The organism is Actinoalloteichus fjordicus (genome assembly GCF_001941625.1).
GTDB classification, from domain to species: domain Bacteria; phylum Actinomycetota; class Actinomycetes; order Mycobacteriales; family Pseudonocardiaceae; genus Actinoalloteichus_A; species Actinoalloteichus_A fjordicus.
In genome coordinates this window covers 510,021-524,083 of record NZ_CP016076.1, presented here as the reverse complement: position 1 = coordinate 524,083, position 14,063 = coordinate 510,021, and the positions used below count along the sequence as shown (strand labels likewise).

Genomic DNA, 14,063 nt, shown 5'->3' with positions numbered 1-14,063 from the left:
GAACCCACCCCGACCCGTCACTCCTCGGCGGCGATCTCCGCCACGATCGGCAGCAGATCCTCGGCCAGCACCTCGTCCAAGAGCACTGCGGCCACTCGATGACTGCGATCCAGGATGATCGTCGACGGCACCGCAGTGCGCGGATAGCCACGCAGCCCGAGCAGCGATCGTCCGGAGGGATCGTAGATCGACGGATAGGTGATTCCGAGATTCGACACGAAATCCATCGGCGCCGAACGCACGTTGTCTCTGACGTTGATTCCGAGGAACGCCACGCCGTCTTCTGCGGTCTCCTCATATACGTATTGCAGGTGTGAGGCTTCAAGTCTGCATGGACCACACCACGAACCCCAGATATTGAGGACCACCACCTCGTCCTCGAAATCCTGAGCGCCGATCTGTTCGCCCTCGTTCATCAGATCGTCGCCGTTGATCTCCGGCGCGAGCTGCCGTTCCGCCTCGTCATAGCGGATGCGCGTCTCACCGCCGGGGGCGACGAACTGATATCGGCCGGAGCCGGGGACGTCGTCGGCCTGCCCGGAGCTGCATGCACCGAGCGTCAGCAGTACTGCTCCGAGCAGGCCGACCAGCCGGAAGCGCCTGGTCATGCGCCTGCGACCTGACTGCCGGACGGCCCGGCCGGTTCGCGGTAACTGATTCCGACCAGACGCTCCGCCTCGAACTCCAGGCTCGTCAACGAGGCCAGCGCACACTGCCGATGCCTCGGGTCGTGCCAGAGCCGATCGCCCTGGAGGAACTGTCGCACCGTCCACACCGGGAGCTGATGCGAGACGCACACTGCCTCATGCCCCTCGGCGGCGGCTCTGGCGCGATGCACGGCGGCCAGCATCCGATGGGCGATCTTCAGGTAGGGCTCGCCCCAGGACGGCAGGAACGGGTTGAGCAGCTTCGGCCAGTTCTTCGGCGACCGCAGCGCGCCGTCGCCCACCGAGACCCGCTGGCCCTCGAAGAGGTTGTCCGCCTCGATGAGTCGGTCGTCGATCGAGGGGGTGAGCTGGTGCGCAGCCAGCAGCGGAAGCGCCGTCTGCCTCGCGCGCTCCAACGGCGAGGTCACCACGTGCACGATGTCGTGCCCCGACAGGAACTCGGCGACCGTCTCGGCCTGCCGTTCGCCGCGCTCGGAGAGCCGGAAGCCGGGCAGCCTTCCGTACAGGATGCCCTCAGGATTGTGCACTTCACCATGGCGAAGCAGATGAACGACGGTGCGGGTGCTCACCGATCTCCCTCCGGTCGGGCCTCGGCCGCCGCGGTCGCGGCGGCGGGCAGTGCGGCGGCGATGATCTCGAACGCGGCGTCGTCCAGTGCGGCCGAGACGAAGAAGGCCTCGAAGGCGCTCGGCGGGGCGTAGACGCCTGCCGCGAGCAGGCTGCGGAAGAACGCGGGGAATCGCCAGGTCTCGGCGGCCTGGGCACCGGCGAAGTCGTGTACCGGCGAGTCGGAGAAGAAGATGCTGACGAGGTTGCCCGCATAGCCGATCTGATGGGCCACTCCGGCGCCGGTCAACGCGTCGGCGAACAACTCGCCGAGGCGCCGCGCATTGGCGTCCAGCCGCGCGTAGACCGAGGTGTCGGCCGTGCGCAGCGTCGCAAGTCCGGCGGCGACGGCGACGGGATTCCCGGACAGGGTCCCTGCCTGGTAGACCGGTCCGACCGGGGAGAGCGCCGACATCACGTCGGCCCGACCGCCGAACGCGGCTGCGGGAAGCCCCCCCGACATGACCTTGCCGAAGGTGTAGAGGTCGCCCGCCACGCCCTCCAGCCCGTACCAGCCCGCCGAGGAGACGCGGAAGCCCGTCATCACCTCGTCCATGATCAGCAGCGCGCCCGAGGCGTGGCACAGGGTGCGCAGCTCCGCGTTGAAACCGGGCAGCGGAGCGACCGCGCCCATGTTCCCCGCCGCGGCCTCGGTGATCACGCAGGCGATGTCTCGGCCGTGTTCGGCGAACACCGCCCGCAGCGCCGCGACGTCGTTGTACGGCAGGACGATCGTGTCCGCCGTCTGAACGGAGGAGACTCCCGGCGTGGAGGAGATGCCGAGGGTGGCCAGGCCGGAGCCTGCGGCGGCGAGCAGCGCGTCGACGTGTCCGTGGTAGCAGCCCGCGAACTTGACGATCTTGTCTCGGCCGGTGACGCCCCTGGCCAGTCGGATGGCGCTCATCGTCGCCTCGGTGCCCGAGTTGACGAGCCGGACCTGTTCCACCGGGTCGACCCGGCCGATGATCTCCTCGGCGAGAAGGATCTCGCCCTCCGTCGGCGTGCCGAAGGAGAGACCGGCGGCGGCCGACGTCCGCACCGCGTCGACGACGGCCGGGTGGGCATGGCCCAGGATCATCGGGCCCCACGAGCTGACCAGGTCGACGTAGCGGTTGTCGTCGGCGTCCCAGAGGTAGGCGCCTGCGCCGCGCACCATGAAGCGCGGCGTGCCGCCCACGGAGTGGAACGCACGAACCGGCGAGTTCACCCCGCCGGGGGTCACCCCGCTCGCACGGTCGAACAGGGCCTGCGAACGGGCCACCGGCTGCGCGGACGTCGGAGGATCGGGCACCTGAGTCACCGGACCAGTCTCGCAAGTCCCCCGACCGGCCGGTGGCAGCGGGTCAGCTCGGCGGCGGGACCGGCCCGAAGAGGGGCTCGGGCCTCGGCCGAGTCCGGATCGCGAGGGTGAACTGACGAATCGAGTCGAGCAGCAGGACGCCTGCCAGGCACCCGGCACCCACTGACAGGGCGAGCCGGTCGCCGACGTAACGCAGCAGCACCCTCGACTCTCCCTCCCCGGTGGGCAGTTCGTCGCGCAGCACACCCGTCCGCCAGAGCCACACGGCGAGGACGACCAGCCCGACGGCGAGGATCACCTCGCCGACGGCGAGCACGGCACGGCGCGGCTGGTGCAGGCGATGTGCCCCCACCGGGTGGTCACCGATCGTGTTCGTCGGGTGCGGAGCGGTCATGACCGAAGAGTCTGCCATGTGTCGCCTGCCCGAGGGGTCGTGCCTGCGACGGAGTCGATCACCGGGTTCGGCACTCCGCCTGCACGGATCATCGGTGCGGCAGGAGCGATCGTCACTCCGGGGTGCGCAGGCCTCGGACGTGCCGAGTCGCATCCGCCTGCCGCACCGCTCCCGCAGGCTGGGGCCCCGCCTCGATCACACCGTGAGCAGGCCGAGACGAGGCGGCGGAGTGCTACCTGATCCAGCTCGGATCAGGCCGCCTGCTCCGGATCGCGCCCGTTCAGCCAGATCGACGACTTCGGCAGCCAGACGGTGACCAGGCCGCCGATCACCAGCAGGAGGACGACGATGCCCACGGGCGTGAACCCGGCACCGAGTTGGAGGAAGAGCTGGAGGGCGCCGACGACGGTCAGCGCGATCCTCGGCCAGCGGCGTCGCCGACCGAGGAGGAAGGCGAACCCGCAGTAGAGCACCGCGAAGAACAGCGTGACGAGCAGGTTCTCCAACACCAGGTCTGCGGCGAAGTCGGCCGCCTCCGCCGGAGTGACGTCGGACCGCCGCTGAAGCTGCTCGGCGATGCCCTGCGGGCGCAGCCAGAGGAACAGGGCGTGCAGGGTGAGGAAGACGGCCAGCGCGTACCACAGTGCGACGGCGATGCGAATGACCTTCGGCGGGAGCACCACGGGTGCCTCGGCGGGTTCTGCCATTGCTCAGTTGTACTGGAAATAGCGGTTGGACTCCGGCAGGTACATCGCGATGATCCCCAGGGCCGTCACAGGCAGGATCAGGATGTTCACGGTGGCGACGACGACGCCCACCCCGCCGATGCCGAACTGCACGCCCAGTTGGCCGAGGTACCCGAGACTGGCCAGCAGGTTCAGGCTGCCGACCACGGTGAGCAGGATCCGGGCCCAGCTTCGTCCGTTGCGCATCGCGAACACGAAGAAGAGGAACACCACGGAGATGACGACGACGACTATGGTCATCGTCACCGCCACGATCCTCATGAGCTCGACCGCGGCGTCCAGACTCGGCATCCCCAGGTCGTCGGAACCCAGGTCCGCACGGATCTGCTCGTCCAGGATCACGAGACCGAGCAGGGCACTGAGGAGGCCGAGCACCGAGCCGCAAAGGTGCACGGAGAACGCGAGGTCTACGGAACGCGGCCGGACGGGGGCGGACCTCAGGACCGACTGGGGCGGCGCCATGGCGTTCGGGTATCCCCGGTAGGCCTGCGCAGCGGGCCAGGCCCCCGGCGCCGGGGGTGCGCCCGGCGGCTCCGGGGGTGCGTCGACCGCGTAGGTGCCGTGGTCCGGATGTGCAGGCTCGGTCGTGCCTGGTCCTGAAGGACCGGCTGGCTCATTCACGAGTAGCCACGGTAGGAAGACCAGCCGACCTCGGACCCGATGTTGATCAGACCGGGACGAACTCGTGTCCGCACTGGAGCCGATCTCGGGCCTGCCGACGCCGGACGAGCACCACGGGGCCCGGCTGCCGAGCGGACCCGGAGTCGACTACTACTCGAGGAAGTGGCGTGTCACACCCGGTCGTAGGTCGAAGGCGGGGCCGCTCGACGATCGGGGCGGGTACTCGGCGGCCTCGCATCTCGACCGGGATGGGGCCGATGATGCTCGGCCGCCGAGCGCCGAGGAGGCTCAGTTGGACTTGAAGTAACGGTTCGATTCGGGCAGGTACATCGCGACGATGGCGCCGATCGGCAGCGCGATCGAGAGCATCGTCTGGCCGACGAGGAGTCCGTTGGAACCGGTGTCGCCGAGGCTGCCGATCGTGGAGAGCAAGGCGAGTCCGGACAGCACGGTGAGGAGGATTCGGGCCCAGTTCCGTCCGTTCCGCATCATGAACACGAACAGGAGGAACACCGCCGAGAAGATCAGGGCGATCACGGCAGTGATCATCATCGCGGCCCGGAAGGTCTCCAGCACGCTCTCGGCTTCGCTGTCCAGCCCGGCGGCGCGGGCCTCGGCGACGATGAGCGAGTCCATGGTGGCCATGAGGATGACGGCACCCAGGATGCCGAGCGCCGAGTTCACCAGATACAGAATGAAGGCGATGTTCACGGTGCGCGGCCGGGTGGGACGCTGCCCCGGTCCCGACGGCTGCTCCATCCCGCCCGGGAAGTTGCCGTAGCCGGGAGGGCCCTGCGGGCCGGACTGCGCCGGGTAGCCACCAGGCGCGCCGGGGGGTGGCGGGTAGGACCCCGGAGGTCCGGGCGGCGGCGCGGGCGGGTAACCGCCCGGACCCGACGGTGCGGCCGGGCCGCCGAACTCCTGCGGCTGTCCCTGACCTTGTTGACCATATGGCGTGCTCACGTGCTGCACAGTAGAAAGCACTTGTCCACTCGTCCACCGGAATGGTGAGAACGGGACTAAGTCGTGCCGACATCGGGCAGCTCGCGGTTTGGTCCGAGCAGGCCCGTCGGTTACGGTGCGCGACCCGACGGCGTGCTGAGGCGGTCGCGGTGCGGCGGTGTGCCGAAGCCCCGGCGCCTGCGACGACGAGCGGGGCACGTCGGTGCGGGTGCGCCCAGTCCGCTGACCGGGCTCGGCGGCCGTGCCGTGATACCGGCCACGGCAGGACGACTCACCCGCCGACCACGCCGGGCCGTTCGGCCGTCGTGACCCTCCGCAGCATGCAACCGCTGGTGCGAATCCCGATGCGTCGTTCCCGGCACACCGGTCGGGCGCACCCATTCCGCTGACCGGCCGCTGGGGCCGGGTTCGACTCGCCGCCTGTCCGGCGCTCAGATCACCCGACCGCGCGGCGGAGTCATGCCCTTCTTCAGCGCGAAGTACGCGCTCGAGTTGGGCAGGTACAGCAGCACCACGGCGGCCACCGAGACGAGGATCGACACCAGGCTCATCACATGTCCCTGGTTCGGACCGCTGATGAAGGCAACGAGATTGAGTCCGGTGACGACCGCCAACGCGATCCGGGCCCAGTTCCGACCGGCCTTGGCCTTGAAGGCGAACAGGGTGAACAGCAGGGCGACGGCGAGGTAGACGATGAAGAACAGCCCGAAGGCGAGGGTGACAGCCTGATCGACCTCCTCCGGAGTCAGGTTGCCCTGGTTCTCCTGCATCGTCTGCGCCCTGATCTCGTCGCGCTGACCGAAGAGCGAGAGCACCGAACTGAAGATCATCACCGCCGTCACGATCCAGATCCAGAAAGAGATCGTGACCTCTCTCGGCACCGGAATCGTCTGCACACCGGCGTTGGACGCGGGCGCAGCGGGATAGGACTGTGCGGAGGGGATCGACTCGTGCGAACCAGGACGATCCGGATCATTGGGTGCGGACACGCCTGAACGTTAGAAGCCGCTCGCGGTGATGTCCACCGGCTGGACGGACGCGGCCTGATCCGGCAGCGGCCGGTGTCTCGGGAACGCGCTCGGCGTCCCCCACCGGAGATCGCCCGGCTCATCGGGGGCTCGACACCGCGTCGCCGCAGGGTGATCGGCTGACGGCCGGGGGCGTCCGCGACGCACTCCACGTCGCCGTCTGCTCCCGCGCGCCGGTGGAGTCGACGATCGATCGGAGCGGAAGACCACCGGTTCGGATGAAGCAGTGCGCTCGTGACTCCCGGCGGGCGCTGCGCCGTGCGCTCCGGGTCGTTCTCGCGGCGCCGACCTGCCCGATCGTGCCGGGCGGGCCGCCGTTAGGAGCAGTGCTCCGGCGCCTACGGGTGCCGATCATTCGTGCCGATCGGGCCGAGAAGTCGCCGTCGTCCGGTCGGCGGGCATGGTGAGTTCGGGCAGCCGATGCCCGCAGTCGATCATCCGCTGCGGGACGAGGCAGCGTGGCCGATCAGCGTGGCGGGTGGTCGTCGGAGGCGAAATGGGCTCGCGCTCCGGGCAGGAACAGCAGGAGCACCGCGACGCAGTGCAGGATCGCGGCAAGGCCGAAGACCCGCTCCGCCATGTCCGCGAGGAAGCCGAACACGGCCACGGCGGCCAGGACCAGCAGCAGGATTCGGGCCCAGTGCGCACCGCGATACGCCGAGACGGCGAAGAACGCGTACACGGCGAGAAAGCCGAACCACTGGAACAAGGCCAGCGCCACCGGGCCCCAGTGATCGGCAGGAACGCCTGCCAGCAGCGTCTGCACCGGCACGATCAGCTGGAGGACGAGCCCGACGCCCAGCAGCCCGGTCGCGACGCTCACTTCGACCGGGACGCCCGGCGCAGGCGGCGGTGGAGTGTCGCCGTCGGGATCGGGCACCGCGCAGGAGTCGGGCGTCGATAAGTGGGGCACCGCTGCCGCATCGGTCGCCGCCGACTCGGGCACCACGTCCAAGCCGGTCGGGTCCGCTGCCGCCTGGCGGTCTGCCGAGTCCGTGCCTGGTCCGGAATCGACCGTCGAGTCGCGGTCGGGGTCGACTGCCGAATCGGGGTCGGGGTCGGAGCCGGAGTCGGGGTCGGGGTCGGGGTCGGACACGAGGCCGGGCGGAGACACGGGGCCCGGTTCCTCGGCGACAACCGGCTCGGTGTCCGACGGCTCGGCGTGCGGCAGCCCGGCGGCAGCGGCCTGCCCGGCAGCCGACGGCCCGGCGGCGACAGCGGCCGCCCCGGATTCGGGTGTGGAAGGAGCACCTGCGGCGGAGGCCGCCTCGCCCGCAGCCGATGCCCGCGCGACAGCGGCCGCTCGGTCCGCCCCGGCCGAGGCGCCGGCGGGGCCATCCTGCGCAGAGTCGGGCTGCCGAGAGGACTCCGGGTCGGCCGGTGTGATCATCGGCTCAACATATCGTTGGATCGGGTCACAGGCGAACAGTCATCACAGACCGCAGCCCAGTCGAGCAACCCGCATCAGCCTCGTCCGGTCCGACCGCGTCGAGCCGTCGGCCTGCACCGTCTCGGCATCGGCGCACGACGCGCCGACGCCCGCCTGGGAATCAGCCTTCGCGCAGCCAGCGAGCGGCCTCGACCGCCCAGTACGTCAGCACGATGTCCGCGCCCGCCCGCCGAATCGACGTCAGCGTCTCCAGCACGGCGGCGCGTCGATCCAGCCAGCCGTTGGCGGCGGCGGCCTCGATCATCGAGTACTCACCGGAGATCTGGTACGCGGCCACCGGAACGTCGGCGATCTCAGCCACCTGGCGTACGACGTCCAGATAGGACATCGCAGGCTTGATCATCACCGCGTCGGCGCCCTCGGCGAGGTCCAGGGTCGCCTCTCGCAGCGCCTCCCTGGCATTGGCCGGGTCCTGCTGGTAGGTGCGCCGGTCGCCGACGAGCTGCGACTCCACGGCGTCCCGGAACGGGCCGTAGAAGGCGGAGGTGTACTTGACGGAGTACGCGAGGATCGCGGTGTCGGCGAGATCGGCCTCGTCCAGCGCCTCCCTGATGGCCCCGACCTGGCCGTCCATCATGCCGCTCGGCCCGACGACCTGGGCTCCCGCCCGCGCCTGGGCGACGGCGAGTTCCCGGTAGGCGAGAAGCGTCGCGTCGTTGTCCACGTGGCCGTCGGCGGCCAGCAGGCCGCAGTGGCCGTGATCGGTGAACTCGTCGAGACAGCAGTCCGACATGACCACCGTCGCGTCACCGACCTCGGCCGCGACCGCCGCCAACGCGCGGTTGAGGATGCCGTCCGGGTCGGAGCCCGCAGAGCCGACGGCGTCCCGCGAGGTGGGCACGCCGAAGAGCATCAGCCCGCCGACGCCCGCCTCGACCGCCTCGACGGCGGCCCGGCGCAGGGAGTCCAGATCGTGCTGGACCACGCCGGGCATCGAGGCGATCGGCACGGGAGCCGTCACGCCCTCCTTGACGAACATCGGCAGCACCAGCTGCCGTGGTGCCACGCTCGTCTCCGCGACCAGTCGACGCACCGCCGGGGTGCGTCGAAGCCGCCGAGGACGGTGCGTCGGGAACATGTCGACTCCTTACGACGTCGTGTTCTTCCGGCAGGACCTCGCCAGGACGTCGACGGCACCGAGACGAAAACGGACCGTCCCGCCCACCGGTGTGGACCGGACGATCCGTTCATCGACACGGCATCGTCGAGCGCCGCCGCACCGCTAGCGGCGAGCCCGCTTGGCCTTACGCGGCGGCGGCAGGGCGCCCTCGGAACGCAGTCGAGCCGCGTGCGAGGCCAGTGCGTCCACCAGCGAGGAGACCTGCGCGACCTCGGGCTGCACGTCGACCCGCAGGCCGAACTCGGTCGCCGTCTCGGCGGTGGCCGGGCCGATACAGGCCACCAGGGTCCGGGAGTGCGGCTTGCCCGCGATGCCGACCAGGTTGCGGACGGTCGACGACGAGGTGAAGCACACCGCGTCGAACCCGCCCGTCTTGATCATCTCGCGAGTGTCGGCAGGCGGCGGAGCCGCCCGCACCGTCCGGTACGCGGTGACGTCGTCGATCTCCCAGCCTCGATCGCGCAGACCCGCCGCGAGCGTCTCGGTGGCGATGTCGGCCCTGGGCAGCAGCACCCGGTCCACCGGGTCGAGGATGTCGTCGTAGGGCGGGAAGTCCGCCAGCAGACCCTCGCTGGACTGCTCCCCGGAGGGAACCAGCTCGGGGATGATGCCGAAGGACCGCACCTTCTCCGCCGTGGACTCGCCGACACAGGCGATCTTGACCCCGGAGAAGGCCCTGGCGTCCAGGCCGAACTCGCGGAACTTCTCCCACACGGCACGAACCGCATTGGTCGAGGTGAACACCACCCACTGGTAGCGCCCGTCGACCAGTCCCTTGACCGCCCGCTCCATCTGGGCCGGGCTGCGCGGCGGCTCGACCGAGATGGTCGGAACCTCCACGGGGATCGCGCCGTGCGCCCGGAGCCGGTCGCTCATCGCGCCCGCCTGGTCCTTGGTTCGCGGCACCAGGACCTTCCAGCCGTACAGGGCACGCGATTCCCACCAGGACAGCTTCTGTCTACCGGCCACGGCAGAGCCCACGGTGATCACCAGCGGACCCAGCAGGTCCCCCGCCACCGAGGCCAGTGAGGCCAGCGTCGTGTCGATCGTGCGCTGCGTGAACGTCGTTCCGTCGGCCGTGACGGCCACCGGGGTCTGCGGCGCGAGGCCGTGTTCCACCAGTGACGACGCCGCCTCCGCCAGGTGACTGCCCGAGGCGTGCAGCACCAGGGTTCCCGGTGCTGCGGCCAGGGCCGCCCAGTCCATCGTTCCTCGGACGTCGGCCTCGGTGTGCACCGCCCCGAGCGCCACCCCCGCGTAGGCGGGCACCGCCGTGGCACCGGCGACGCCGGGGACCACGTCGAAGGCGATCGTGGTGCGCGACACCGCCTGAGCCTCCCGCACCACCGCGTCGGCGGTGAACGGGTCACCCGAGACGAGGCGGACGACGGGGCGACCGTTCTTCGCCTCGGCGACCATGTCCTTGGCCACGTCGGCAGGATCGCCGACCGCGGGCCGGACCTCGGCGTCCGCCGAGACCAGCGAGGCCGCCTCGGCGGACACGTCGGGATCGGTGACCACGAGCGAGGCCGCTTTCAGTACTTCTTTAGCCCGGACGGTGAGGAGTCCCGCGTCTCCGGGGCCAGTGCCCACGAAGGCGATACGTCCGGGGATCTTGCGTGCACGGGTCATCAGGGCACTCCCCACTCCCTTACTGCTCGGGGCCGCTGAGCACGGCGGCCCCGAGATCCAACAGCTCCGCGGCCACGTCGCGGCCTAGCTGCTCTGCTGCGGTCGTCTCAGCGATGGCGGAGGCTCGAAGCACATCGTTCTGCGATGTCGCCGCGATTCCTCGCAACGACAGACGCAGCACTACGCGCCCCTCGTCGTCGAGGTCCTCCACCACCTCGGCCAGTGCACCGACGGGCGCGCTGCAACCGGCCTCCAGCGCGGCCAGCAGGGCGCGCTCGGCGGTCACCGCGGCACGACTGGCCGGGTCGTCCAGAGTGGACTGGATCAGGTGCTCGATGTCCACGTCGTCGACGCGGCACTCCACGGCAAGGGCACCCTGCGCAGGGGCCGACAACATCTGCAGTGGATCGAGCGATTCGGTGATGACGTCGAGCAGGCCCAGACGGGCCAGCCCGGCGCGGGCGACCACGATCGCGTCAAGCTCGCCGTCGGCGACCTTGCGAAGTCGGGTGTCCACGTTGCCGCGCAGTGGGCGCACCTGGAGCCCGAGGCCGAGGGCCTCCAGCTGGGTGGCCCGCCGCGGGGAGCCGGTGCCCACCGTCGACCCCGGCGGCAGCTCGACGAGGCGCAGGCCGTCGCGGGCGACCAGCGCGTCACGCGGGTCCTCCCGTCGCGGCACCGCAGCCACGGAGAGGCCGGGGTCTGGTGCGGTGGGCAGGTCTTTGAAGGAGTGCACGGCGACGTCGATCTCGTCGTCGTGCAGCGCCGTGCGCAGGGCAGAGGTGAACACGCCGACGCCGATCTCGGCGATCGGCGCCATGGAGCGGTCGCCGGGGGTGCTGATCTTCACCAGCTCGACGTCGGCTCCCGCCGCCGTGAGCTGGTCTGCGACCCAGCCGCACTGCGCGAGTGCGAGCCTGCTTCCTCTGGTACCGATGCGAATCCTGCGGTTCACCGCTGCTCACCATCCACGTCGGGGCGCTCCTGCGGATGCCGCTCCGCCGAGCTGCTCTCGCCACGTCGCCGTTGTTCGTCTGCTGCGGATGCCCGAGACGACTCGGTCACCTCGTCGGACCCGGGCGCGTCCGGCGTCGAGTCGAGCGCCGAAACCACTTCCGTTCCGCCTACGACGCCGGTCTGCGTCGTCCCGGCGACCGTCGCGGTCGGCACGTTCGCGACCTCGGTCAGCACCGCCGTCGTGGGCGCATCCGCCACGGAGCGCACCTCCGGCAGCACGCTCGACGAGGCGGCGGAGCTGCCTGACGGATTCGCGGCGGCTCGGCCGTCCCGAGGACCTGCAACGGCTCGGCCGTCCGACAACCCTGCGACGGCTCGGCCGTCCGACCCACCCACGTCAGCCGACTCCACCCGACTCACCCCGTCCCGCGCCGTTCGCGCGTCCTCAGGGTGCCCCGTCTTCGCCGCGCTCACCGCGTTCGGCAGCTGCTGATCCAGGTTGAAGAGTTCGCGGAGCGCATCGGCGTAGCCCACGCCCTGCGCGCCTGCCGCCAGCTGCTTCACCCGCACCGTCGGGGTGTGCAGCAGCTTGTCCACCACGCGTCGAACGGTTCGGCTCAGCTCGGCACGCACGTCGGGGGCCAGGTCGGGAAGCCGCGAGTCCAGCCTGAGCAGTTCCGCGTCGACCACCTCGGCCGCCTGTCTGCGCAGCGCCGTCACGGTAGGCGTCACCGAGGCGGAGCGCTGGGCGGCGAAGTAGTGCTCGACCTCGGCGGCGATCAAGGCGCCGACCTTGGCGAAGGCGTCGGCATCCCCGCGTCCGCGCAGCCGGTCGCGCAGGGTGTCGAGGTCCACCACCGACACCGACTCCAGCTCGGCCACGCCCGCGTCCACGTCTCGCGGCAGACCGAGATCGCAGAAGACCAGCGGCAGGCCGTTCGCCCGGCGGGCCAGCGCGGCCCGCACGGTGTCGACGTCGACGACGGTCTCCAGCGATCCGGTGCAGACCACCACCACGTCGGCTTCGGCGAGTTCGACGGAGAGCCGATCGAGCCCCACCGAGCGAGCGGGCGTGCCCGCCTCGACGGTGGTGGCGGCCAGCCGGGCGCCGTTGTCGGCGGTGCGATTCGCGATCACCAGCTCCGCGATGCCCGCCCTGCGCAGGTGCGCGGCGGCCAGCCCGCCCATCGACCCGGCACCGACCACCAGGCCCCGCCGCCCGGTCAGCGCGCCGAGCAGGGCGGCCGCGTCGGACAGGGCCTCGGAGACGACGGAGGCGCCTTCGGCACCGATCTCGGTCTCGGTGTGCGCCCGCTTGCCGACCCGGAGTGCCTGCTGCAACACCTCGTGCAGGGCTCGGCCGACGGTTCGCGCGGACTCCGCGGTCGTGTAGGCGCCGCGCAGCTGGCCCAGGATCTGCTCCTCGCCCACCACCATGGAGTCCAGGCCCGCGGCGACGGTGAACAGGTGTTCCACGGCGGCGGCGGCATAGTGCACGTACATGCCGTCGGTCAGCTCGGTGCCGTCCACGCCGGAATGGCGGGCCATGACCCCGGTGACCTCTTCGACGGCGCTGTGGAAGGACTCCACCACCGCGTAGACCTCGACGCGGTTGCAGGTCGAGAGCAGCAGGACCTCGTTGACGCTGGGGCAGCGCAGCAGCTCGTCGAGCAGCTTCTCCGTGTCCGGGGCGGCGACGACGGCGCGCTCGAGCAGCGTCAGGGATGCGCTGCGATGCGACATCCCGATGGCGAGCAGACTCATCGCGGGATCACCACGCCGGGGACGCTCGCGACGCCTGCCTGATCCGAGGCGTGGGCCGCCGAGAGCGCGGCGTCCTGCTCCTGATCCGCCCGCCTGGCCACATGGAAGGACAAGATCTGCAACTCCACAGCTAGGTCGACTTTGCGCACCTCGACGTAGTCCGGGACTTGAAGAACGACGGGTGCGAAGTTCAGGATGCACCGCACGCCGCCCTGAACCAAACTGTCGCAGACGTTCTGCGCCCCCTGAGCGGGCGTCGCGATCACGCCGATGGTGACTTCCAGTTCGGCACAGACCCGTCTGATGTCATCAACGTGATGCACCGGCATCCCCCCGACGGGGACGCCCATCAGGTCCGGATCGACGTCGAACAGTGCCGCGACCGGGAATCCGCGACCGGGGAATCCGCCGTAGTTGGCGAGGGCGTGGCCCAGATTTCCGATGCCGACCACGGCGACACTGTGCTGCCGGGTGAGACCCAGCGTGCGCTCGATCTGACCGACGAGCACGTCGACGTCGTAACCGACGCCCCTGGTTCCGTAGGAACCGATGTACGAGAGGTCTTTCCGCAGCTTCGCCGAGTTGACCCCGGTCGCCACGGAGAGTTCCTCGCTGGAGATCTTGGTCACTCCGTCGCGAGACAGATCTGAGAGGACCCGCAGATACACCGCCAGTCGCGCCACCGCCGCCTCGGGAATCGCCCTGGCCCGCTCTCGGACCACCGAGGTCTCCACGGGGGTCACGCCCGGCGCGGCGGTGTCCGTGGTGAAGCCATCACCCGCATCCCGCTGCGCTGCCACGCTGACTCTCCTCG

Annotated in this window: 13 protein-coding genes and 1 pseudogene; all 14 read right to left on the bottom strand. The window is 70.4% G+C overall.

What is annotated here, in order from left to right; genetic code table 11:
- Nucleotides 1-17: 17 nt before the first annotated feature.
- The 14 genes and pseudogenes from UA74_RS02365 to UA74_RS02295 all read right to left on the bottom strand — a co-directional run bounded on the left by UA74_RS02365 (nt 18) and on the right by UA74_RS02295 (nt 13,992).
- Nucleotides 18-608, bottom strand: coding sequence for a TlpA disulfide reductase family protein (locus tag UA74_RS02365; protein WP_075738477.1), 591 nt, complete (start codon nt 606-608; stop codon nt 18-20).
- Nucleotides 605-1,237 (bottom strand): histidine phosphatase family protein, encoded by a 633-nt coding sequence (locus tag UA74_RS02360; RefSeq protein WP_075738475.1) that lies wholly within the window; start codon nt 1,235-1,237, stop codon nt 605-607. The genes UA74_RS02365 and UA74_RS02360 overlap by 4 nt, the downstream gene beginning before the upstream one ends.
- Nucleotides 1,234-2,574, bottom strand: coding sequence for a glutamate-1-semialdehyde 2,1-aminomutase (hemL, locus tag UA74_RS02355; protein ID WP_075738473.1), 1,341 nt, complete (start codon nt 2,572-2,574; stop codon nt 1,234-1,236). Before hemL ends, UA74_RS02360 begins: the two co-directional genes overlap by 4 nt.
- Before the next feature lie 43 nt (nt 2,575-2,617).
- On the bottom strand, nt 2,618-2,968 hold the full coding sequence (locus tag UA74_RS02350) for a hypothetical protein (RefSeq protein ID WP_157433951.1): 351 nt from the start codon (nt 2,966-2,968) through the stop codon (nt 2,618-2,620).
- Between the two features lie 251 nt (nt 2,969-3,219).
- Nucleotides 3,220-3,675 carry a hypothetical protein gene (locus tag UA74_RS02345; protein ID WP_075738469.1) on the bottom strand — a complete coding sequence of 152 codons (456 nt, stop codon included), beginning with the start codon at nt 3,673-3,675 and terminating at the stop codon, nt 3,220-3,222.
- 3 nt (nt 3,676-3,678) lie between these two features.
- Complete coding sequence (locus tag UA74_RS02340; RefSeq protein ID WP_157433950.1) at nt 3,679-4,335, bottom strand: hypothetical protein; 657 nt, start codon at nt 4,333-4,335, stop codon at nt 3,679-3,681.
- 288 nt (nt 4,336-4,623) lie between these two features.
- A complete protein-coding gene (locus UA74_RS31405; RefSeq protein WP_157433949.1) occupies nt 4,624-5,298 on the bottom strand; it encodes a hypothetical protein in 675 nt (224 codons plus the stop codon).
- 431 nt (nt 5,299-5,729) lie between these two features.
- Entirely contained in the window at nt 5,730-6,287 is a 558-nt protein-coding gene (locus UA74_RS02325) for a hypothetical protein (protein WP_075738463.1), read from the bottom strand.
- A gap of 505 nt (nt 6,288-6,792) precedes the next feature.
- Entirely contained in the window at nt 6,793-7,440 is a 648-nt protein-coding gene (locus tag UA74_RS31400; protein ID WP_198042904.1) for a hypothetical protein, read from the bottom strand.
- A 436-nt stretch (nt 7,441-7,876) separates the two neighbouring features.
- Nucleotides 7,877-8,854, bottom strand: a complete 978-nt coding sequence (gene hemB, locus UA74_RS02315; protein WP_075738459.1) for a porphobilinogen synthase — start codon at nt 8,852-8,854, stop codon at nt 7,877-7,879.
- Between the two features lie 144 nt (nt 8,855-8,998).
- Nucleotides 8,999-10,528 carry a bifunctional uroporphyrinogen-III C-methyltransferase/uroporphyrinogen-III synthase gene (locus UA74_RS02310; RefSeq protein ID WP_075738457.1) on the bottom strand — a complete coding sequence of 510 codons (1,530 nt, stop codon included), beginning with the start codon at nt 10,526-10,528 and terminating at the stop codon, nt 8,999-9,001.
- A gap of 19 nt (nt 10,529-10,547) precedes the next feature.
- Complete coding sequence (hemC, locus tag UA74_RS02305) at nt 10,548-11,483, bottom strand: hydroxymethylbilane synthase (protein ID WP_075738455.1); 936 nt, start codon at nt 11,481-11,483, stop codon at nt 10,548-10,550.
- Nucleotides 11,484-11,860: 377 nt separating this feature from the next.
- Nucleotides 11,861-13,249: pseudogene (locus UA74_RS02300) on the bottom strand (glutamyl-tRNA reductase); the annotation flags it as partial.
- On the bottom strand, nt 13,246-13,992 hold the full coding sequence (locus UA74_RS02295) for a redox-sensing transcriptional repressor Rex (protein WP_232237790.1): 747 nt from the start codon (nt 13,990-13,992) through the stop codon (nt 13,246-13,248). The gene UA74_RS02295 and the pseudogene UA74_RS02300, both read right to left, overlap by 4 nt.
- Nucleotides 13,993-14,063: the final 71 nt, after the last annotated feature.

What these genes read in the sequence shown, in the direction of transcription:
- UA74_RS02310 (WP_075738457.1), bottom strand. Translation starts at nt 10,528, where the DNA reads ATGACCCGTGCACGCAAGATCCCCGGACGTATCGCCTTCGTGGGCACT.
- UA74_RS02365 (WP_075738477.1), bottom strand. Translation starts at nt 608, where the DNA reads ATGACCAGGCGCTTCCGGCTGGTCGGCCTGCTCGGAGCAGTACTGCTG.
- UA74_RS02350 (WP_157433951.1), bottom strand. Translation starts at nt 2,968, where the DNA reads ATGACCGCTCCGCACCCGACGAACACGATCGGTGACCACCCGGTGGGG.
- UA74_RS02345 (WP_075738469.1), bottom strand. Translation starts at nt 3,675, where the DNA reads ATGGCAGAACCCGCCGAGGCACCCGTGGTGCTCCCGCCGAAGGTCATT.
- hemB (WP_075738459.1), bottom strand. Translation starts at nt 8,854, where the DNA reads ATGTTCCCGACGCACCGTCCTCGGCGGCTTCGACGCACCCCGGCGGTG.